Below are 20405 nucleotides of genomic sequence, written 5' to 3' on the forward strand. Positions count from 1 at the left end.
ACTTTACAATAAAGCTATATCTAACATTCTCAGTGAAAAAGCCCATTCATTATCGTACCACGCTGCAACTCTACAGATATCACCTGTGACATATGTACCAGCTAAATCCACAATTGCACTATAAGGGTTATGGACAAAGTCTATTGAAACTAAAGGCTCGTTACATACGGAAAGCACATGATTTGCTGAATTCTTAAACATTTCATTTATTTCTCCAGCTGTTACCTTCTTATCAGTCGTAAATTTAAAATCAACCATAGAAACGTTGCTAACCGGAACTCTAATAGCAGTACCATCTAGCTTACCCTTTAACTGAGGAATGACAGAACCAATTGTTTTTGCTGCTCCAGTTGTAGTTGGCACCATAGAAAGGCCACAAGCTCTTGCCCTACGTAAGTCTCTATGGTTGCCATCAAGAATATTTTGATCATTCGTATAGGCATGTATAGTGGTCATAAAACCGCTTTTTATACCTAAATTGGAGTGTAAAACGTGTACAATCGGAGCCAGGCAGTTTGTAGTACAAGAACCTGCTGAGATCACTTTATGCTCCTTTTTTAGCATATCGTTATTTACGCCGTAAACTACAGTTACATCAGCATCTGAAACTGGAGCAGAGACAATTACTCTCTCTGCATTATGCTTTGCTGCTTCCGCACGCTTGTTGAATGCACCAGTGCATTCAAGCACTACATCAACATTCCAAGGAATATTTTCAGGGCTACGTTCTCTATATAAAGAAAATTTCCTGCCATTTATAGATAGCCAATTTTCAGACTCGTTAAAATCAATATCGCCGTTAAATTTGCCATGAACAGAGTCATATTTAATCAAATGTGCATGCTGCTCAGCACTGAGCGACCCATTTACCGCCACAACTTCTATTTGCTCGCTATAGTTTTCTACTTCAAAAATAGCACGCAATACACTTCTGCCTATTCTACCAAGACCATTAATTCCTACACGAATTGTCATTTTTCCATCTTAAAAGTTTAATTATAGGAAATATTGCCTAATATTTCATTCTATTCTTTTAGTTGTTAATCCTAATGTTATAATATATTGATTGACTAAAGAAACTGTATCACTTAATTAATAATATCTAAATTTTAACTCGGAGTAGGTTATGCATGGATTACCAATGACAAATTCAGATAATCAGTATCAGCAAAGAAAAATAGAAGCATTGCAAAAAGAAAATAAAGGACTGTCAGAAGAAGTGAAAACATTACAGAAAATGTCAGTGCTGCAAAATGAAATGCTAGTAATGCTACAGTGGAAATCAATAACAGAGAAACTGCGCACAGAAATATTAAAAAAACTGCTAGAAGCACCTCAAGAGGCAGCAGCATTTCAATTAGAAGAAAGAGATGAGGATCAGCAAGTAATAGAAGACATACTGGATATGCAAGAAGAATTTAAATCTTTACAAAATTTGGAAAGTACTACTACTGAACAACCAAATATTCAAGGACAGAGCATATAAACTTGTAATAGTTTCAAACTATTACATATAACTTTCCCTACTTCCTTCTTTATCGTTACCCCGGGTGTTGTAGAACTGGGGTAACACCTTCCGCTACGCAAATCACCTACAAAACACAATCTTTTTATTTCCCCAAACAATTAGTTGTGAATTTAATCAATCATATTAATATAGTAAATATTTACTTAATATACTAATATTTACCTTGACTAAACAATTATAGTGCTGTATTATTCACACTTAAGCTTTAATAGTGAGGTGTTGATGGACACACAAGAATTAGAAAACTTACAGAAAAGTTCATCAACAAAATCCCAAGATGCTGAGGAGAAAACATCAGAAGAGTTGGAAAGAAATTTAAACCCGAATGAAGCCAATAATGATATATTCTAAAATCTATCAAGAATACGAGGGAGAAACATGGACAGAGTCATTAATGAATGGTTTTATAGCAGCTGTTTCTTTGGGATTTGGCTTCCTTCTAGGAAAAATAATTACTCCTACAAACGAAGCTGTTTCTACAAATCTAGAAAACGCTGCTGTTGAACAACCCAATGTGCAACAAACCCTACCCTTATATATATAAAATGACAAATTTTATAACTAAAAAAGTACTTCCCCATTTTCAAAGCACTGCATACAATAGAATTATATTGTAGTGCCTTATACTCATCCTGAGATATAGGAAAACAATCTATACAACATTTTAAGCTGGCTCAGAGCGCTGGCAAACCCAATACCATAATTTACAAGGAGGACTTATGAATAAGAAATTTCTCTATTCACCATTATCAATAAAAAGCATAGAAGAAAACGGAGTATTTTCTGGCTATGCGAGCGTTTTTAATATAGTTGATAAGCAAAATGATCTGATATTACCCGGAGCATTTAAGAACAACTTAAATAAAAGTCAGATAAAACTTCTTTGGCAGCACAACCCAAGTGAGCCTATAGGTAATATTACAGATATTTGCGAAAATGATGTTGGCCTATATATAACTGCACATTTGCTTTTTGGTATTCAAAAAGCAGAGGAAGCATATTTAATGCTAAAAACTGGAACTATTAACGGGCTTTCGATTGGCTATATACCGATAGAGTATGATGTTGATCATGAAAGCGGAGCTCGAGTGTTAAAACAAGTGGAGCTATGGGAAGTTAGTTTAGTCACTTTCCCTGCAAATTTGTCAGCTCAGGTAATCAACGTGAAAAATCAGCACAATGAACAAAAAATGTTAGCAAGAGCAATAGAAAAAGCAAATTCTGTGCTTACGAACATGTGTATTTCTACTTAAAATCTATAAAAATTTTCACACAATTTAACATTTATATTATTATTTATTTAATAATTATATTAATATATATAACTTCAATACTTTAAAAATTAGGTAATTTTATGCTAAATGCTAACAATAAGGTTAATTACGAACCTAGTATTAAACGAAAGGAAAAAAAATATAGCTTATCCACTGTGCTTGCTTGGCTATATCTAAAAACAATCGGACGAATATTGCCAGGGAGATGGAATCAATGGGCAGAGAATATCCTATATTACAATAAAATTATTGCAGATAATGGGGTTCAGATTGATGATCTTTTAAATTCTAACAGAGAAAAGGAACTTACAGAACAAGTAAAATCATTAGAAGAGGAAAAAATAAATGAAACTGTGAAGAAAGAGAATAAAAGCCTACGAGCGCAAAACACAGAACTTGAGAGTGAAGTTAGTAAGTTAAAAAAAGAATCTGATACTCAAATAAAGCAATTAGAAAGTCAACTTGAGGAGAAACAGGCAGAATTAGAACAAGCTAAGAAAAAAAATACTGAAGTAGAGCACCTTACAAGAGAATTGGAAAGTACTCAGCAACAATTAGAGCAAGAAAAGACTAATCTAAATACCATTGAAAAAAAGAAACAAGATTTAGAAAGTGAAATTAATGAATTGAAAGAACAAGCTAAGGGAAAAGATGCTGAAGTAGAGAATCTTAAACAACAATTAGAGAAAGAAAAGACTAATCTAAATACCATTGAAAAAGAGAAAAAAGAATTAGAAGGTGAAGTTAAAGAATTGAAAGAAAAATTACAGATATTAGAAAAAAATAGTACTGAAATAGAAAAACAAAAGGCCGATTTAGAGAAAAAATTAGAGTTTTCACAAGGGGAGAATAAAAAGTTGCAAGAACAAGTTGAACATCTGAGTGCAAAAAAAACAGAAAATATTACAACATTTTCTACTAGAAATAATAAAGAAATACCTAATCAAAGTTTGACATCAAAAGATAAACAAACTGAAGTTTCAAGACCTGAAAGTGGACAACAAAAGTTAAAAAATGAGCTAAAAGACGCTAATAAAAAGCCAGAAGATATTAATAAAGAAACTAAAGCACTAGATGCAAAGAGTATGTTATCTACTACAAAGTCAATTACTAAATCAATTTTTTCAACAGTCAATAACAAGCTTCTTGGTAATGAGGATCTCAATAACTTTTTATCTAAGGAAAACAAGGAGTTGAAAAGAAGTTTTCCTGAATTTAAAGGAGAACACTTTTGCCATAACGTGCTTAAGAAAACTATACAATCTCTATCAAATCAAAGTGATGGTAAATTTGAAAGCAATAAGTTACTCGCACTGTTGGAAAGTAATTTTGAAGAATCTGCAAGGACGATCATAAAAACTAAGGTTGACAAAGTTGTTGAAGAAGTTGTTGAAGAAGTTGCTAAAACTTTTGTTACAAAATATGATCTCACCCAGGTTAAATTTGTTCAAAAGTGCGCAAAAAAGTTGAAAACAACTCAAGCAGAACTAACTTCTATCGTGAATTCTTGGAGTGAAATGAATTGTAGAGATAATGATTCAGCCAAAAAATTTGTTGTGCAGAAGTTAACGGAAGCTGAAATGAAATGTTTTTCAGATAAGATTCAACAACTGGCATCAAGTATAAGAGATAAATTTTTATCCCCAGATCAGAGAATGTGTAATCAGACTCAAGGAAGAGTAAATGAGTATCAATTAACAGAGAAAGCTAAAAAAGAATACACACCTAACTCTTCCATGAGTCACACTACTATATCAAACATGAAGAGATTAGCTAGATAACTAGAGTAGGCTCTTAGCATAAAGTATCAGCTCCTCCTTTGTTAAAGTGTAGGAGCTGTCTTCCCAATGTTGTCGTAGCAATTCCAAGTTTCTACCTAAACTTTTTCCTGGCTGGTGACCTATAATTATTAGATCATCCCCAGATAAAGGAAATTTTGGAATATTGAATATATGAGCAAATGAAATATACTCATCAACATTTGTTCCAGACTCAATACCACAAATCTTCATTAAGTCACAATATAATTCCTTACCAAATAAAGATATGTATTTCTTTTGCTCTTTTTCTGAAAGCTCTGTTTTGATATTGCTTGATAATAAAAATAACAGCTTTTTCTTTTGCTTGTTTGAAAGACGTAAAAACTTGCTCACTTCTTCCCCAAGACTAATCCTATCTTCGGTAGTCCTAATAAGCAACGCTAATTTTGTTAGTGCATCGATTGTGGGATCTAGGAAAGGCGTATGGACATACGCTGAGGGTTTTGTAGGAGGTTTAGTGTTGATAAGAAGTGGTGAAGATAAAATTTCGCATTTTACTTCTTTTGGAATAATTTTTTGTAAAACATCAGATTTTTGCATGCTCTTAAGTGTTGGAGCAGGATCATTGCATTCCAAGAGTTTAAATATTTCTTCTCTTATTCTCTCTCCAGAGAGGTTTTGAATCATGTGCGAATGCTTTTTGCACACATCCAATATTTCATCACTTAAATCTCCTATGCATATTTTAGCGTGAAAACGAAACGCTCTTAAAATACGTAGATAGTCTTCCTTAATCCTATCTTCAGCGTTACCTATAAAGTTTAACTTTCGTGCTTTTAAGTCCTGAATGCCACCAAAGTAGTCGTATATATGGCTATGCTTGTCTGCATAAAGAGCATTAAACGTAAAGTCGCGCCTTGAAGCATCAGCTTGCCAATCATTAGTAAATTCTACCTTCGCATGTCTACCGTCACACTTTACATCATGCCTTAGCGTTGTAATCTCAAAGGATCTTTTATTTAAAATCGCAGTAATAGTTCCATGTTTTAAGCCAGTTGGAATAGTTTTTATATTACGGAGTTTAAACGCTTTAACTGCTTGATTAGGCAGCAGATTAGTAGCAAGATCGATGTCGTGAATGTCACGCTGTAAAATTGAATCTCTAACACATCCACCAACAAGCCTTGCCTCACCACCAAATTTCTCTATGGCCTCAATAATTACACTAGTTTCGTGATCAATTTGCATTTAGGTTACACATACTGAAAATCATGTTACAAAAAATGCGAAACTTTTGCAAAAATCCTCATATAAAAATATATAGGCAGGAGAGTGGTAAAATAAGAGGGTAAAGTGATAGAGTAAGTCTACAACAAATCCAGTGCCTAGAAACTTATAAGTATAAAAGTAATGTTAAAATACAATGTTTTCGATGATTATAAAAAAGCTGGATGAGCTACTTGCATGACACCTTTGTAGCCTTCTCTTGTCATCCCAGTACCTGCTCAAGTAACTGACACTGGTTCCCTTTATGATGGTGTTATCCGAGTAGCTCATCCAGCTTTTTATCAGGAACGTTGATTACTCTTTATTCTTCGCCCTTCCTGCACGTTTACGTTCATTTGGATCAAGTGTACTTTCATTGTCTATATACGCTCTCTAAAAAACCCTTTAATATTATTCTAGCGTATATTGACACATTAATTTTAATAATTAAACTACATTGACTTTAAAGCGAGGTTACAAAAATATGCTAAATCATCAAAATTTAACACGAAAACAAAAAGATTTGTATTTTCAGTTAAAAAGGGCCATATGTAATAGAAAGAGCATTAATAATATTTTAGAAGCAGCCTCAGAGAATGATTTACTAAAAGTTCTTACAGTTGGATATACTACACGATTTCCAAGAGGTGGGGGACGCACTCTAACACTGCTGAACCTTGCTATATATAAAGATAATAATGAATCTGTTGATCTTATTTTAACACACTCTAACAACAAAGGTATACTGCAAGAAATTCTTAAGACTTCAAGTACTATGAACTATACAATAAGAGGTTATACTTACACTTTGACACCACTTGCGTTTGCTATACATAGAAGTAATAACGAATGTATCAATTCTATTTTAATGCAGGCTCAATATAGTGGTATACTGCACAATATCCTTGCTTCTAAAGATATTGTACAGTTTCCAGGTCTGACGTATATCATCACACCACTTAACTTTGCTATATATAAAGGCAATAACGAATGTATCAATTCTATTTTAATAAGAGCTCAAAATAGTGGTGTACTATACAATATCCTTACTTCTAAAGATATTATGCAGTTTCCAAGCCTGACGTATGTCATCAAACCACTTGCCTTTGCTATATATAAAGGTAATAACGAATGTATCAATTCTATTTTGATACAAGCTCGAAATAGTGGTATACTACAAGAAGTCTTTATTGCAGTAAGTACTGTACTGTCTCCATATGTTGAATATACTTTAAATGCTTTTGAGCTATCTGTAGTTATTCATCAGAACGGTAATAATGTTAGAACTGCATTAGATAATGTATCTATTTCTCATAGACTACAAGAAAATAGAAGAACTTAATCAGTGTCCGTTCAACAGAGTGGCAAAAAAGCCCAGTATCAATAATGTCGTGACAGTACTTCTTCTCCTATCATGCAAGTAGTTACACTGGGATTCAGATTTTTATCAGGAACGTTGATTACTCTTTATTCTTCGCCCTTCCTGCACGTTTACGTTCATTTGGATCGAGGAATCTCTTGCGCAGACGTATAGACTTTGGAGTTACTTCTACCAATTCATCATCGTCTATATATGCTATCATATCTTCCAGTGTCATTATCTTTGGAGGAGTGAGTTTTATAGCTTCATCGCTACCTGAAGCTCTTACGTTTGTTAATTGCTTACCTTTAAGTACATTTATTTCTAAATCATTGTCACGACTATGCTGACCGACAATCATACCACAATATACCTTATCTTGTGGCTTAACAAACATAATTCCCCTATCTTGCAGATTGAAAATTGCATACGCTACTGCTTCGCCTTTGTCTGTTGAAATTAAAACCCCATTACGCCTTCCGGAAATTGAACCTTTATGTGGAGCATAACTGTGAAATAAACGGTTGATTATACCAGTGCCGCGAGAATCAGTTAAAAATTCTCCTTGATAGCCAATTAATCCCCTTGATGGCACTAAAAATGTCAACCTAGTTCTGCCACTACCAGAAGGTCTCATGTCAGTTACTTCACCTTTTCGAAAGCTAAGTTTTTCCATGATGATTCCACTATACTCATCATCTACATCAATTACTACTTCCTCTATAGGTTCAAGTTTTTTGCCATCTTCTTCTTTAAACAGCACTCGAGGCCGTGAAACTGAAAGTTCAAAACCTTCCCTTCTCATATTTTCAATCAGTACCCCAAGCTGCAACTCACCACGTCCACCTACTTCAAATGCTTCACCACTTGGAGCCAAAGTTACAGTAATTGCAACGTTTGTTTCTGCTTCTGCATATAAACGATCTTTTATAACAGTTGAGGTAAGTTTTGTTCCCTCTTGCCCAGCAAAAGGTGAGTCATTCACGCTTATAGTAATCGCCATTGTTGGCGGGTCAACTGGAGTTGAGCTGATCGCAGTTGTAACTTCTGGTGCTGCTATAGTGTCTGAAACTGAAGCTTTCTCAAGTCCTGCAATGGCAATGATATCACCAGCTACAGCTTGCTCTACTGGAACGCGTTTTAAGCCAGAAAATGAGAGTAACTTAGTTAATCTCCCTCGCTCAACCACTTGACCATCAAGATCAATTACCTTAAGATCTGAGTTAACTTGCGCGATTCCTTGGTAAATCTTTCCTGTCAATATTCTGCCAAGAAATTTATCAGATTCAAGTAAAGTAACTAGCATAGCAAAAGGTGCATTTTGATCATAAACGGAAGGTTTTATGTAATCTATCACCGTTGAAAATAATGGGCTTAAATCTTTTCTCTCATCAGATAGCTCCTTAGCACACCAACCATTTCTACCTGAAGCATAGAGTACTGGAAAATCTAGTTGCTCGTTGGTTGCATCAAGGTTAAAAAATAACTCATATATTTCATTTAGTACTTCATCAATTCTGCTATCTGGTCGATCAACCTTATTGATTATCACAATCGGTTTTAAATTTGCCTTTAGTGCTTTTGACAACACAAACTTAGTCTGTGGCATTGGACCTTCTGCAGCATCAACCAGTAGTAATACACCATCTGCCATGCAGAGCACCCTTTCCACTTCTCCACCAAAATCCGCATGTCCTGGTGTATCAATGATATTGATTTTCTCATCACCCCACATTATTGACGTACATTTTGCAAGTATTGTAATCCCACGTTCACGTTCTTGATCACCACTATCCATCACTCGTTCTTGAACTTCTTGATTCTCACGAAACGTGCCACTTTGTTTTAACATGTTATCAAGTAAAGTAGTTTTTCCGTGGTCAACGTGTGCAATTATTGCAATATTGCGGATTGATTTAAATTCACTCATTTCTTATCATTTCAAATTTAATTTAATAACAAGTATACGTATAATATATTTAGAGTAAATAACTAAAGCCGTGCTTTCAGAGTATTTTAGGCAGATCATGGAACTCTAACAAAAAGGTTTCATGTTCGCTGTACTTTGTAGCAACTAACACCAAGACAAAGAAGAAGAATCTTGCTTTAGCAGTACATTTATATAAAATTAAAATAAACTAAAGTAATCATTTAAATGCTAACAAGATTCGCTCCAAGCCCAACTGGCTACCTACATGTAGGAAACATACGCACTGCACTCATTTGTTGGATGTACACACGTAATCAAAATGGAAAATTTTTACTACGTTTTGATGATACTGATCTTGAGCGTTCAGATATCAAATATGTAGATAATATCATAGAAGACCTAAAATGGATTGGCATAAATTGGAATTCAAGTTTTAAGCAATCAGAGCGTTTTGAGCGCTATAACGAGGTGTTCTTACAGTTAATGAAAGAAGGTCATATTTATGCATGTTATGAAACAAGAGAAGAATTAGACACTAAACGAAAATTGCAATTAAAACAAGGTCTTCCCCCTATTTACAATAAAGGTGCGTTGCTTCTAACTGAGCAAGAGAAAATTCGTTATGAGCAAGAAGGACGAAAACCACATTTCAGATTTAAATTGGATAGAAATAAAACTGTAAAATGGAATGATGAAGTTAAAGGCGAAATAAATATTGCAACAATTCATATCAGCGATCCTGTAGTAAAAAGAGAAGATGGAATTTATACGTACATGCTACCTTCTGTTATTGATGACATTGACTTTAATGTAACCCATGTTGTACGCGGGGAAGATCATGTAACTAATACCGCAGTTCAGATTCAAATGATTCAAGCATTAAAAGCGAAAATTCCTATCTTTGCCCACCTTCCCCTACTACACTTTGATGATAGCAAAATATCGAAACGGAAAGGTGGGTTAGATATTAAGTCCATAAGAGAAGATGAGATTGAGCCAATGGCGCTAACTAGCTATTTAGCAAAACTTGGCACATCTGATCCAATAGAAGCTCATGTTGATATGCAGCCTTTAATTGACTCATTTGATATCAAAAAATTTAGCTCAGCATCTTTACAATTCAGCTTGAGTGAAATGTATAAGCTAAATAGCAAAGTGCTGCAACAAATGCCATTTGAAATGGTGCAAGATCGTTTAAGTCAAATTGGTTCAGAGTTTTGGTATTTTATAAGAAACAACATAAACAGGTTTTCTGAGGTGGCCAAATGGTGGCAAGTATGTAAATCCAATATAGAGCCTGTGGTTATTAATAAAGAATTTATAAAAATAGCGCTAAGCACATTACCTCAAGGTGATTGTAATGAAAATACGTTATCAGAATGGGTTAAAAATATTCGACAGACAGTTGATATAAAGGCAAAAGATCTATTTATGCAGTTGCGCCTCGCTTTAACAGGAACAGAAACAGGTCCAGAACTCGCTAAATTATTAATTTTTATCGGTAGAGAGAGCATTGTTGCAAGGTTAGAAGAAAATCATACAAAAGGTTTAAATGCACCGAATGTATTTGAATGACACCAATAGTTAATCTCATGCTGAAAGATCATTTTATGATTCAGATCAGTTCTTTTACAGGTCACTTCCAAGCTCATCAAATTTTCTAAGATCTTCTTAAGTTCTGAAAGTTGCAAACTTTTCAAATGAGATTTAAAACTCTGTAATTGTTTGAAGAACAATGGAGGACTCAGCTGGTCAATTGCAGCTTGTTCATTCATTCCATTTTGTATTAACAGCAAAACGCTTTCTAGCCGTAGAAAATAATTTGATATAATACGGATTAATGCTATCGGTGAAAAATTCTCTTGTAATATCAATACATCGGAAATTTTGATGAATTGTCCCATGTCTTTACTCACTATTGCAGAGCACAGATTATCAAGTGTAACATAATCATTGCCGGAGGTTGAAAAGCATAGATCTATATCAGCAAGTTTAAGATCTTTTCTTTTTCCTAGATATAAAACTAATTTTTCAAGCTCTGAATATATAGGCAGTTTGCTATGATTAAAATAAGACTGCAAGTGGTAGATTATCTCACTTGTGCACTCTATATCATTTTGTTTCAAGTAACTTGATATAATATCACAAAGATTACTACCGCTGTCCTTATAGCAGGTAATGACACCGAAAATTTTTGAGCTTTCCATATAACTTTTAGTTGTAGAACTATATGGAAGATCATTTGCGATCATTACTATATAATGATCGCCTATATTATGATCCAATATGTTTCTTAACTCTTTAGATATACTTCCACTGACATTTATCAGCTTAACTAACCTTTTTTTAGTAAACATCGAAATGTTTGCCAACTCGGAAAATAACAAGCCAGGCGACTTATTCACTACTGCAAAATCCATCACCTGAACTGAATACTCATTCAAGTTGGCAATTATTTTCTGTACAAAAATATCGACCTTACTATTGTCACTCCCATGAACTAATACACCACTTAAAGTATCGGGTTTCTCAAGGAATTTTTTAACTTTAGATGGCGTGATTCTCATGCCATCTATATTATATGATCACTATTTGGTGGTACATCATTTGATTGCACATCAGTTTCCAACAATTCTGAGCTTTCTTGATTTGCTGTATTCTGCATATCATCAGACACTTCTTTCTTTCCCGTAACATAATTATAAAAATTTTTTATAGGCTGTCCTATATATCTAGAAAAAAATCCTTCGGCCATATCTTTCACTCCACAAATTAACAATTAGCACATAAAAACAATGTAGCAAAAACTACTTTACGCTCAGATAGTTACACTCATTTGTTAATGAATTATGAACTTCCGAGACCAAAATTAAGTCGATCTACTTAACACCAATCTTATAAAATAAGCAATGATTAAATACACAGCTGCGATAAGTATAATTGCAGGTCCAGTTAATAAGTCAAAACTTGCAGATAATATCAAACCTGATACTCCAGAAATCACAGAAAAAACTGTTGCAACAATAATCATTTGCATTGGAGTTTTTGAAATGAGTCTTGCTGATGCAGCAGGTATTAACAAAAATGCAGCAATGAGTAATATTCCTATTAATTGAGCAGAAATTGCAATAAAGATAGCGAGTATAATCAAAAATTCTAGCCTAACAAAATTAACATTTACTTTCTCAACTGTTGCCAAATCTTGATTAATCGAAATCATCAGCCAATAGCGCCATCTAAATATTAATATCAAAGTAACTATTACGGAGGTTAGAAAAATTGATATTATATTACTTTGGTCAATCATTAATATGTCACCAAAAAGTGAGCTAATAATACTATTATTACCTGATGGAAGAAAAGACATAAGTATTAAACTCGATGATAAAACTACATTGGTAACTATGTTCAATATCGTATCAGCAGAGTATAATTTATTAAAATTAAGAGAAAGTAGTATAGCAAACATAATTGCAATGAGCATTATACTTACCGATGGGCTGATATTAAAGATCAAAGCAAGTGCAATACCAAGCAATGAAGAATGGGACAAACTATCACCCAAATACGATAACCTTTGCCATATCATAAATGACCCTAGAGCTCCTGTGACTAGGCTAATCATAATTACCGCAATTAGACTGTTTATAAAAAAACTCTGTGTAAATATCTCTAACATGCTATCAGATAACTGACAACAAATCTATCTTCAGATATTAAAACGTTATGGGTTCTGCATGCAGAACCCGTCGTCATAAATTCAAAATTTAAATTCTTTTGCTCCATAAGATAAGACTTCATTGAACAATCGCGTATCTTACCAGTACCTATTATCAAAATCTCTATTTCCTCTGTTAAAAAAGATTTAAAATACTCCTTGTTATTTATATCACTTTCTTTCAATTCAATCACCTTTTCAGGAAAAATTATAATTGAGCCATGATATTCTTGATTATTTACCCAAAATCTTTCTTCCCTGTAACCATCTATAAGATTTTTCTTCTTGGAAATTAAGGGCATAAATCAAACTATTAATTCCGTGTCGCACACCCACCATTCTGGATATTCCTTTTTGATATTTGCCGCTGCAGCTTTTGCATTTTCTTCACTATCAAACATTCCAAAACACGCTACACCACTACCTGACATACGAGAAAGTATAGAGCCTTCTTGTGACTCTAGTGTTGATATTACATTCTGAATTTCAGGTACAAGACCTATTGCTGCTTCTTGAAGGTCATTTTTTGTCTCTTTAAGAAGCTCTAACAAATTCTCCTCAGTGTTATCACTCCACTTAATTGGATTAGAGAAATCCTCTTTATACTTGGAAAATACTTCTGATGTATTCAAAAACTTTTTTTTTGGTTTCACAAGTACCAGACTTATGGGTAAAGAGCATTGTTTAATGGAACATAATTCCTCACCAACACCTCTAACAAAAACTGGCTTACTATCTACACTTGCAGGCACATCAGCACCAACGCTTAAAGCTATATCACTTAAAATTTGCCTATCAATATCCCACAGCTCTCCTAGCGTGCGTATCACAGCTCCAGCATCTGAGGAACCACTACCAAATCCTGCAGCAATTGGTACATTTTTTATAACCTTTACAGTGACTTTAGTTCGTATAGGAGCGTACCTAAGCAGTAGACTCAATGCTTTCGTTATAGTATTATATCGATAATTTATTTTAAACTCAGAGTTTACAAATTGAACTGTAGAGTTATCATATCTAAAGTTTTTTTCTCCTACTTTTATCTCTAAAAAATTAGAAAGTTTAGCAAAGACAACCAAACTTTCAATTAAATGATACCCTCTTTCTTCTCTATTTATAATATGTAAAAAAAGATTGATCTTTGCAGGAGCCTTTACACAAAAACTTTCCATCTGTATATCTTCACTAACACTATCTTATTTACTATACTTGAAATGCCACTTCAGTCAAACTTTATACACTCCTAATGAGATCAAATGCCATAAATCCTAACTTCTCTGTATGGGTAAGTGCATCAGCTGGTACAGGTAAAACAAAGATCTTAATAGACAGAGTATTAAGACTTCTATTAGAGAATAAGAGAAATATTCTCTGCTTAACATTTACCAATGCTGCAGCAAATGAAATGGAGGATCGCATTTACAGTACACTTAGTAAGTGGGCAATATGTCCAGAGGGTATATTGGTCACAGATTTAGAACAATTAGCCCAGTGTGTGACCAGAGAAAATAAAGATTATTTAACAAGAGCAAGAAGGCTTTTTTCTGAACTGGAAAATCTTGGTCTTAATATTCAAACTATACACGCCTTTTGTTACAAATTAATCTCCAGCTTTCCTACAGAAGCTGGTATCGCTCCAAATTGTACGTTGAGCGAATGTAAAGAATTGCATTCCATCGTATTTGAAAAAACGCTTCATAACGAAACTGTGCAGGACGATATCAATATCGTTGCAGCTGAAATTGATGAAAATAAGCTGCGTGATTTGCTCTATACCTTATGTATAAAGAGATCAGCTCTAGAAAATAATTTAGGATATATCAAAGATAAACTAAGCGTCCCAGACAAGATTGACAATTTACAGAATGAAACGATTGAGCAGATAAAAAGATTAGCTAAAATATTAAGTAAGGGAAGCAAAAGAGATCAGAGTTACAGTGCGATACTTTATGATTGGTGTAATAGCACAAAATCGTCCGTACCAAATGTTATCATCCCAGTGCTTGACACTGGGATCCAGAAAAAAAGAAATATGGATCCCAGTGTCAAGCACTGGGATGATAACAAGATAGAGAACTTAGCTAAAGTATTTCTCAAATCAGAATCGTACGAAAAAAAGAGCATATCATCCATTATAACAAAGGGTGCTTTGGAAAAATTTGAAGACGTAGAGCAAATGATAGAAAGCATTCAAAATGCATTGTTTACCCATGTAAAGGATATAAATTCTTATCAAATATTCGCAAGAACCAGTAGTTTACTTAGTATATTTAAAGTATATGTTGATCTATATAATAGTGAAAAATCAAAGAATGCACTGCTTGATTATGATGATATCATCAATTTAGCAACAAATCTCCTTAGCAATCCAGGCTATAAAGATTGGATATTGTTTAATCTAGATCAAAAAATAGACCACATTCTTGTTGACGAGGCACAAGACAATAGTATCAGTCAATGGAAAATTATAACAAATCTCTGCAATGAATTTTTTACCGGTGGTGACGAAAAGAGAACTTTATTCGTTGTTGGCGATGTAAAACAATCAATTTACAGATTTCAAGGAGCAAATCCCCATCTATTTAATTACATGCAGCAATATTTTCACACGAAAACCGGTGGCAGAGATTGGGTATCATGTCAACTTGAAAAGTCATTTCGCTCAACTCCAGAAGTTTTGATGCTTGTAGACAGAATATTTAACAATTTTCGTGAAGAAATATCTTTCAATGATAACAAGATAAAACATATTCCATATAGAGAAAACGATCAAGGGTACATTGAAATCTGGCCGTTACTGCCAAAGTATAAAGAGGAAGAGCAGCAAGCCTTACAATTAACACAGAGGAAAGATTATGTAGTAACAGATCGATTACTTGCTCAGGCAATAGCCCAAAGAATTCACAATTGGTTAAACGAAGGGCGGATTTTAGTCGCCAAAGATCGTCATATAGAACCAAGGGATATTATGATTTTGGTACGGCAGCGAAATGTGTTAGTTGATTACATAATAAGTGAACTAAAAAAAGTAAATGTACCAGTTATAGGCCGAGATTATTTTAGAATTATGGATTACATAGCTGTGCAGGACTTAATAGCTTTAGCTGAATTTTTGCTCCTCCAGGCAAATGATCTTGCTCTTGCAAATGTTTTAAAATCACCGCTATTTAACTTCACTGAGGATGATTTATTCAATATTGCATACGATCGTAAAGAACAGTCGTTGTGGGAAAAACTTCAAGATTATCAGGAGATTATCTCTCATGAATTAAACTATCTAATTAATTTATCTCAGACAGAATCTCCCCTTACACTATTCACGCATATATTGCGCACAGGCAAGAAGAAATTTGCTGCAAGGCTAGGTCTTGAGTGCTTCGAGATTCTAGACGAATTTATGAACCTCGTATTGCAATTTGAGCACCCATCTCTTCAAGCATTTGTTCAGTGGATCAAAGAAAATAATCCTGAGATTAAAAACGATATGCAATCAGAACTCAATGCTGTACGAATAATGACAATTCATAAATCAAAAGGTCTACAAGCTCCAATAGTGTTTTTAGTTGACACAAATACAGTACCAAGAAACAGCGAAAATATTTTGTTTGATGCAACGGAAGCACCGTTTTGGTGTGGCAAAAATAGTAATGCTTATTGTAATCAAGTAAAAAGAGAGAAAAAACTAGAGGATTATAACGAATATTTGCGTTTGCTGTACGTGGCACTTACGCGTGCTGAAGATGAGTTATACATTTTAGGCAAAGAGCCAGTGCAAAAGGGCTCTTGGTATGATCTAGTTATTCAATATGGAGCATTATATGAGAGGAAAAAACTATACTTACAGCCGATATTTAAAGAAAAAGTTGAAGTGCTATGCATGAATGCAAACTACCCTTCTATTTATAAAAAACGTGATTATTTTGATGTTCCAGTGATTTCACCTCCATCAAACCTATCAATGTCATTGCAGCACGTAACGCTGGAACATGGAGAAAAAAAGCCAGTGTCAAGCACTGGGATGACAGATGAGAATGCTGGAATGACAAAAAGGAGCATTGGGACGACAGACAGCTATGCAAGAGGCTTAATAATTCACAGTATATTGCAATATATGCCCAAGATAGAGAAAGACAGGAGAAAAAATTGGGTTAGGAAATATCTTGATAGCATAAACACTAGTGAAGATAAGGATGAAATTTACAGCAAAATATTAACCTTTAATGAAAAATATGATTACCTGTTCGACTTGGAGGGCAAATCAGAAATTCCACTTAGTGGAACAATTGACGGAAAACCAGTATTAGTGCGGCTAGACAGACTGTGTATAACAGAAGACAAAGCAATCATAATTGACTATAAATCACACCATAACGTTTCTATTTCCTCATCAAATGAAATAAAAAAGCAAATGTTGATCTATAAAACCTTAGTGCAAGAAGTCTACCCAGATAAGCAGGTAGAGTGCGTGGTTATTTGGATGGAAGATTTAACCTTACAATCTTTGATCTAAACTCCAAGGGAGTGTTAAATAAACTGTGTCAAATCGCATTTTTAGTTGTACTAAATAACACTTGATCTGACACTTTAAAAAAGTAAGTTATAAAATAATAAACAAACAAAAGGAGTGTTAGAAATGAGTACAATACAAACAAAAATACTAAAACCAAAGTTAGGGTTATTGGAGCTAGCAAAACAATTAGGAAATGTATCACAAGCGTGCAAAGTAATGGAGAGATACGTTTTATCGATTCAAGGAATTATATGAAAATGGAGGAGAAGAAGCATTACATGAAATAAGTAAGAAAAAACCTCTATTAGCAAACAGAGTTTCCGAAGATATAGAAAGGGCAGTAATTGCCATAGCTACAGAATTTCCAGCATATGGACAACAAAGAGCTGCAAATGAGCTTAGAAAAAGGGGCATAATAATCTCTGAAGGTGGAGTGAGATCTGTATGGCTGAGAAATGACCTTGAGACCTTCAAAAAAAGACTGAAGGCTCTTGAGGCAAAAGTTATGCAAGATGGAATAATTCTAACAGAGGAGCAACTTGCGGCTTTAGAAAAAGTTAAAGAACAAGGGGAAGCACATGGTGAAATTGAAACAGAACATCCCGGTTATTTAGGTTCTCAAGATACTTATTATGTAGGCAATATCAAGGGTATAGGAAGAATCTATCAGCAAACTTTTATTGATACCTATTCAAGAGTTGCTATGGCAAAGCTTTATACAGACAAAACTGCAATTACTGCAGCAGATCTTCTTAATATACCTTTCTTTGATGGGCAAAACGTACCATTGTTGCGCATTTTGACTGATAGGGGTACGGAATACTGTGGCAAACCAGAAAATCACGCTTATCAGCTATATTTAGGAATTGAAAATATTCTAAAACCAACTCCGCAAACTAATGGCATATGCGAGAGATTCCATAAAACTATGCAAGATGAGTGTTACAATATTATTTTTCGCAAGAAAATCTACAATTCTTTGGAAGATCTGCAGATAGATGTTGATCATTGGTTGCGTTCTTACAATGAGAGCAGGCCTCACTCAGGTAAATACTGCTATGCCTATGCAAACTTTTCTTGATAGCAAACACATTGCTTTTCAGAAAAATATTAGTAGCATTAAACAAGAGACTGATATTAGTTTTAACTATAGTATTTTCTAAAATGAATGATAAATTTCCATTATGGTATTACCAACCAAAAGTTGTAAGTCTGTACATTTATACATTAGAGGTCTGAGGCGGCTTTTGATGGTATGCCAACAGTGTTCTATGGGATTCAAATCTGGTGAATATGTTGGAAGATACAGCACATGACAGCCAAAAGACTCTATTAATGATTTTGTTTTAGTGGTCTTATGAAATGTAGCATTATCCATAACTATGGTTGTGCCAAGTGGCAATTTAGGTAATAACATCTTCTCCAACCATATATTGAATACCTCTTTGTCACACCCACCTTTGAAAGTCATTGGTGCAATAAATCTCATTCCAATCCACCCGGCTACTATACTGATTCTCTCTCGAGTTCTCCCTGGAATATCTGCATAAATTTTCTTTCCTCTTGGAGCACGTCCATATTCTCGGTATAACTTATTATCAACTCCTGCTTCATCTATATATAAGATGCTGGAATGGTCTATTTTTGAGATTTTATCAATAAATTGCTGCCTATCTTCTTGATTGCGCTCTTGATATAGTGTGACTTTTTTTTAAAGTAATTTTTAGCTGTTTTAGTCTATACCAAATTGAATTTATTCCAAATCCAAGATTTTGTTTCATCTCTGCCAGAGTATGATCTGGATTCTTTGTAACATATTCTTCGAGTATTTTTGGGTCTATTTTTCGAATAAAGCTACCGTTTTTAGATGGCTTTAGGCTTTCACCAGCAGCTTTCTTTTTTAACCAGCGGTACAGAGTTGCTATTCCTATCTCCATGAGCTCTGCTATCTCAACCTTTGTCTTCCCTTTTTCTATCATCAATACTGCCTTTTCCCTTAAATCCACACTATATGCCATTATAACTCAAATACTTCATTATACCTTTATCATTTACTTTAGGAAATACTATACCTCAATTCTTCTGTCAGTTAATTCGTGTCTGTCAGATTAAGTTGTGTCTAGTACAAAAGTCAACAATTTAACTAAGTATCACAAACACTTAAACAAGAAAAAGGGGCTTTTACCCGAATAGATATTTTATAACGTCTTAATGCTAACTCCACCGACATATAAATTTGCGTGGCTTTTTCCAGTATTAAGCAATGCAAGTCCAATATTGTCGACACTAGAGCGTAGTTCTCCTACTTCTTCATTATGTTCACTGATTACTTTAGTGCCAATATTTGGAAGTGCATTTTTTCCCTCAACAAGGTAAAGTTTCCTTCTGAATTTTTCTTGTCTGCTCATTCGATTTACAACTTCCTGACCTATATAGCACCCTTTATTAAAGCTTATACCATTTATCTTATCGATTAAATATTGCAGCGGAAATGATGAATTTTGCACCATATCTTTTGCTCCATCTGGGACAAGGTTTTTAATTCTAACTTTTTCATACTGAATAAAATCTCCAACCGGTTCTTTTATTTCATCTTCATGTATGATCCTCATTCCTAGCAGCTTGTGCCTTGGATCTTGAAAAATAACTTGTGACTTACTACTACACTTCGCCAACTTAGCATCAAACAAAACTCCAACCTTATATAGTGAACTAATGTCTTTAATCCTCACTCTAAGGTAAGTTTTGAGCAAGTCTAATTTTTCAATTATTTGCTGTAGATGGGCATTTTCACACTCCAAATAAATATATTTATCATGCTCAATGAGGAAAAAATCGTACAGATATTTTCCCTGAGGGTTGAGTAATAAAGAGTAAATTGCCTGCTGGCTACTTAGTTTATTAATATCATTTGTTATAACACCCTGAAGAAAATCTCTCGTATCTGGTCCGTATAAAGATATTAGACTACGGTTTGCTAGCGGTATGTAACCCATAAAACTTCTGTTCAAACCTTAATTATACACTTTTACTAACTCCAACCCTTGAAATGTAACCTT

19 protein-coding genes and 1 pseudogene are annotated in these 20405 nt (G+C 34.1%); 9 read left to right on the forward strand and 11 right to left on the reverse strand.

What is annotated here, in order from left to right:
* Positions 1-3: 3 nt before the first annotated feature.
* Positions 4-975: a type I glyceraldehyde-3-phosphate dehydrogenase gene (gene gap, locus AAGD65_RS04775; protein ID WP_019236363.1), complete on the reverse strand. Its 972-nt coding sequence runs from the start codon at positions 973-975 to the stop codon at positions 4-6.
* A gap of 151 nt (positions 976-1126) precedes the next feature.
* Between gap and AAGD65_RS04780 the strand changes: the two genes are divergently transcribed.
* The 5 genes from AAGD65_RS04780 to AAGD65_RS04800 all read left to right on the forward strand — a co-directional run bounded on the left by AAGD65_RS04780 (position 1127) and on the right by AAGD65_RS04800 (position 4583).
* Positions 1127-1486 carry a hypothetical protein gene (locus tag AAGD65_RS04780; protein WP_341810902.1) on the forward strand — a complete coding sequence of 120 codons (360 nt, stop codon included), beginning with the start codon at positions 1127-1129 and terminating at the stop codon, positions 1484-1486.
* Between the two features lie 264 nt (positions 1487-1750).
* A complete protein-coding gene (locus AAGD65_RS04785) occupies positions 1751-1879 on the forward strand; it encodes a hypothetical protein (protein WP_264375850.1) in 129 nt (42 codons plus the stop codon).
* A complete protein-coding gene (locus tag AAGD65_RS04790; protein WP_264683336.1) occupies positions 1866-2072 on the forward strand; it encodes a hypothetical protein in 207 nt (68 codons plus the stop codon). Before AAGD65_RS04785 ends, AAGD65_RS04790 begins: the two co-directional genes overlap by 14 nt.
* Positions 2073-2247: 175 nt before the next feature.
* Positions 2248-2781, forward strand: coding sequence for an HK97 family phage prohead protease (locus AAGD65_RS04795; protein ID WP_341810903.1), 534 nt, complete (start codon positions 2248-2250; stop codon positions 2779-2781).
* A gap of 101 nt (positions 2782-2882) precedes the next feature.
* Positions 2883-4583: a hypothetical protein gene (locus AAGD65_RS04800; RefSeq protein ID WP_264683332.1), complete on the forward strand. Its 1701-nt coding sequence runs from the start codon at positions 2883-2885 to the stop codon at positions 4581-4583.
* Here the strand turns inward: AAGD65_RS04800 and AAGD65_RS04805 are convergent, their stop codons facing one another.
* Positions 4584-5810, reverse strand: a complete 1227-nt coding sequence (locus AAGD65_RS04805) for a CCA tRNA nucleotidyltransferase (RefSeq protein WP_264683330.1) — start codon at positions 5808-5810, stop codon at positions 4584-4586.
* 502 nt (positions 5811-6312) lie between these two features.
* Between AAGD65_RS04805 and AAGD65_RS04810 the strand changes: the two genes are divergently transcribed.
* Positions 6313-7170 (forward strand): hypothetical protein, encoded by an 858-nt coding sequence (locus AAGD65_RS04810; protein WP_264683328.1) that lies wholly within the window; start codon positions 6313-6315, stop codon positions 7168-7170.
* A gap of 118 nt (positions 7171-7288) precedes the next feature.
* Here the strand turns inward: AAGD65_RS04810 and typA are convergent, their stop codons facing one another.
* Entirely contained in the window at positions 7289-9118 is a 1830-nt protein-coding gene (gene typA, locus AAGD65_RS04815; RefSeq protein ID WP_264683326.1) for a translational GTPase TypA, read from the reverse strand.
* A gap of 225 nt (positions 9119-9343) precedes the next feature.
* Here typA and gltX point away from each other — a divergent pair, with 225 nt between their 5' ends.
* A complete protein-coding gene (gene gltX, locus AAGD65_RS04820) occupies positions 9344-10693 on the forward strand; it encodes a glutamate--tRNA ligase (RefSeq protein ID WP_264683324.1) in 1350 nt (449 codons plus the stop codon).
* Here the strand turns inward: gltX and holA are convergent.
* From holA to AAGD65_RS04845, 5 genes are all read right to left on the reverse strand, one after another.
* A complete protein-coding gene (gene holA, locus AAGD65_RS04825; RefSeq protein ID WP_264683323.1) occupies positions 10654-11685 on the reverse strand; it encodes a DNA polymerase III subunit delta in 1032 nt (343 codons plus the stop codon). The genes gltX and holA overlap by 40 nt on opposite strands.
* A gap of 5 nt (positions 11686-11690) precedes the next feature.
* Entirely contained in the window at positions 11691-11873 is a 183-nt protein-coding gene (locus tag AAGD65_RS04830; RefSeq protein WP_264374746.1) for a hypothetical protein, read from the reverse strand.
* A gap of 114 nt (positions 11874-11987) precedes the next feature.
* Positions 11988-12797 (reverse strand): metal ABC transporter permease, encoded by an 810-nt coding sequence (locus tag AAGD65_RS04835; RefSeq protein WP_015588476.1) that lies wholly within the window; start codon positions 12795-12797, stop codon positions 11988-11990.
* Entirely contained in the window at positions 12791-13138 is a 348-nt protein-coding gene (locus AAGD65_RS04840) for an Mth938-like domain-containing protein (protein ID WP_007302686.1), read from the reverse strand. The genes AAGD65_RS04835 and AAGD65_RS04840 overlap by 7 nt, the downstream gene beginning before the upstream one ends.
* A 3-nt stretch (positions 13139-13141) precedes the next feature.
* The gene (locus tag AAGD65_RS04845; protein WP_264683320.1) at positions 13142-14008 is read right to left on the reverse strand and encodes a 4-(cytidine 5'-diphospho)-2-C-methyl-D-erythritol kinase; all 867 of its coding nucleotides are present in this window, start codon (positions 14006-14008) and stop codon (positions 13142-13144) included.
* Positions 14009-14082: 74 nt separating this feature from the next.
* Here AAGD65_RS04845 and AAGD65_RS04850 point away from each other — a divergent pair, with 74 nt between their 5' ends.
* Both AAGD65_RS04850 and AAGD65_RS04855 read left to right on the forward strand, forming a co-directional pair.
* A complete protein-coding gene (locus AAGD65_RS04850; protein WP_264683318.1) occupies positions 14083-17346 on the forward strand; it encodes a UvrD-helicase domain-containing protein in 3264 nt (1087 codons plus the stop codon).
* Positions 17347-17469: 123 nt separating this feature from the next.
* Positions 17470-18509, forward strand: a pseudogene (locus AAGD65_RS04855) (IS481 family transposase).
* Here the strand turns inward: AAGD65_RS04855 and AAGD65_RS04860 are convergent.
* From AAGD65_RS04860 to AAGD65_RS04870, 3 genes are all read right to left on the reverse strand, one after another.
* A complete protein-coding gene (locus AAGD65_RS04860) occupies positions 18506-19006 on the reverse strand; it encodes an IS630 family transposase (RefSeq protein ID WP_306794344.1) in 501 nt (166 codons plus the stop codon). The pseudogene AAGD65_RS04855 and the gene AAGD65_RS04860 overlap by 4 nt on opposite strands.
* Positions 19007-19016: 10 nt before the next feature.
* Positions 19017-19364 (reverse strand): transposase, encoded by a 348-nt coding sequence (locus tag AAGD65_RS04865; protein ID WP_264336399.1) that lies wholly within the window; start codon positions 19362-19364, stop codon positions 19017-19019.
* Positions 19365-19544: 180 nt separating this feature from the next.
* Positions 19545-20342 (reverse strand): YgfZ/GcvT domain-containing protein, encoded by a 798-nt coding sequence (locus tag AAGD65_RS04870; RefSeq protein WP_006012580.1) that lies wholly within the window; start codon positions 20340-20342, stop codon positions 19545-19547.
* Positions 20343-20405: the final 63 nt, after the last annotated feature.

Origin of the sequence: Wolbachia endosymbiont (group B) of Chesias legatella, assembly GCF_964026945.1 — a bacterium.
Taxonomy (GTDB): domain Bacteria; phylum Pseudomonadota; class Alphaproteobacteria; order Rickettsiales; family Anaplasmataceae; genus Wolbachia.

What these genes read in the sequence shown, in the direction of transcription:
- AAGD65_RS04800 (WP_264683332.1), top strand. Translation starts at nt 2,883, where the DNA reads ATGCTAAATGCTAACAATAAGGTTAATTACGAACCTAGTATTAAACGA.
- AAGD65_RS04870 (WP_006012580.1), bottom strand. Translation starts at nt 20,342, where the DNA reads ATGGGTTACATACCGCTAGCAAACCGTAGTCTAATATCTTTATACGGA.
- typA (WP_264683326.1), bottom strand. Translation starts at nt 9,118, where the DNA reads ATGAGTGAATTTAAATCAATCCGCAATATTGCAATAATTGCACACGTT.
- AAGD65_RS04840 (WP_007302686.1), bottom strand. Translation starts at nt 13,138, where the DNA reads ATGCCCTTAATTTCCAAGAAGAAAAATCTTATAGATGGTTACAGGGAA.
- holA (WP_264683323.1), bottom strand. Translation starts at nt 11,685, where the DNA reads ATGAGAATCACGCCATCTAAAGTTAAAAAATTCCTTGAGAAACCCGAT.
- AAGD65_RS04835 (WP_015588476.1), bottom strand. Translation starts at nt 12,797, where the DNA reads ATGTTAGAGATATTTACACAGAGTTTTTTTATAAACAGTCTAATTGCG.
- AAGD65_RS04810 (WP_264683328.1), top strand. Translation starts at nt 6,313, where the DNA reads ATGCTAAATCATCAAAATTTAACACGAAAACAAAAAGATTTGTATTTT.
- AAGD65_RS04805 (WP_264683330.1), bottom strand. Translation starts at nt 5,810, where the DNA reads ATGCAAATTGATCACGAAACTAGTGTAATTATTGAGGCCATAGAGAAA.
- gap (WP_019236363.1), bottom strand. Translation starts at nt 975, where the DNA reads ATGACAATTCGTGTAGGAATTAATGGTCTTGGTAGAATAGGCAGAAGT.
- AAGD65_RS04785 (WP_264375850.1), top strand. Translation starts at nt 1,751, where the DNA reads ATGGACACACAAGAATTAGAAAACTTACAGAAAAGTTCATCAACAAAA.
- AAGD65_RS04780 (WP_341810902.1), top strand. Translation starts at nt 1,127, where the DNA reads ATGCATGGATTACCAATGACAAATTCAGATAATCAGTATCAGCAAAGA.
- AAGD65_RS04865 (WP_264336399.1), bottom strand. Translation starts at nt 19,364, where the DNA reads ATGGCATATAGTGTGGATTTAAGGGAAAAGGCAGTATTGATGATAGAA.
- AAGD65_RS04845 (WP_264683320.1), bottom strand. Translation starts at nt 14,008, where the DNA reads ATGGAAAGTTTTTGTGTAAAGGCTCCTGCAAAGATCAATCTTTTTTTA.
- AAGD65_RS04830 (WP_264374746.1), bottom strand. Translation starts at nt 11,873, where the DNA reads ATGGCCGAAGGATTTTTTTCTAGATATATAGGACAGCCTATAAAAAAT.
- AAGD65_RS04795 (WP_341810903.1), top strand. Translation starts at nt 2,248, where the DNA reads ATGAATAAGAAATTTCTCTATTCACCATTATCAATAAAAAGCATAGAA.
- AAGD65_RS04850 (WP_264683318.1), top strand. Translation starts at nt 14,083, where the DNA reads ATGAGATCAAATGCCATAAATCCTAACTTCTCTGTATGGGTAAGTGCA.
- AAGD65_RS04790 (WP_264683336.1), top strand. Translation starts at nt 1,866, where the DNA reads ATGATATATTCTAAAATCTATCAAGAATACGAGGGAGAAACATGGACA.
- gltX (WP_264683324.1), top strand. Translation starts at nt 9,344, where the DNA reads ATGCTAACAAGATTCGCTCCAAGCCCAACTGGCTACCTACATGTAGGA.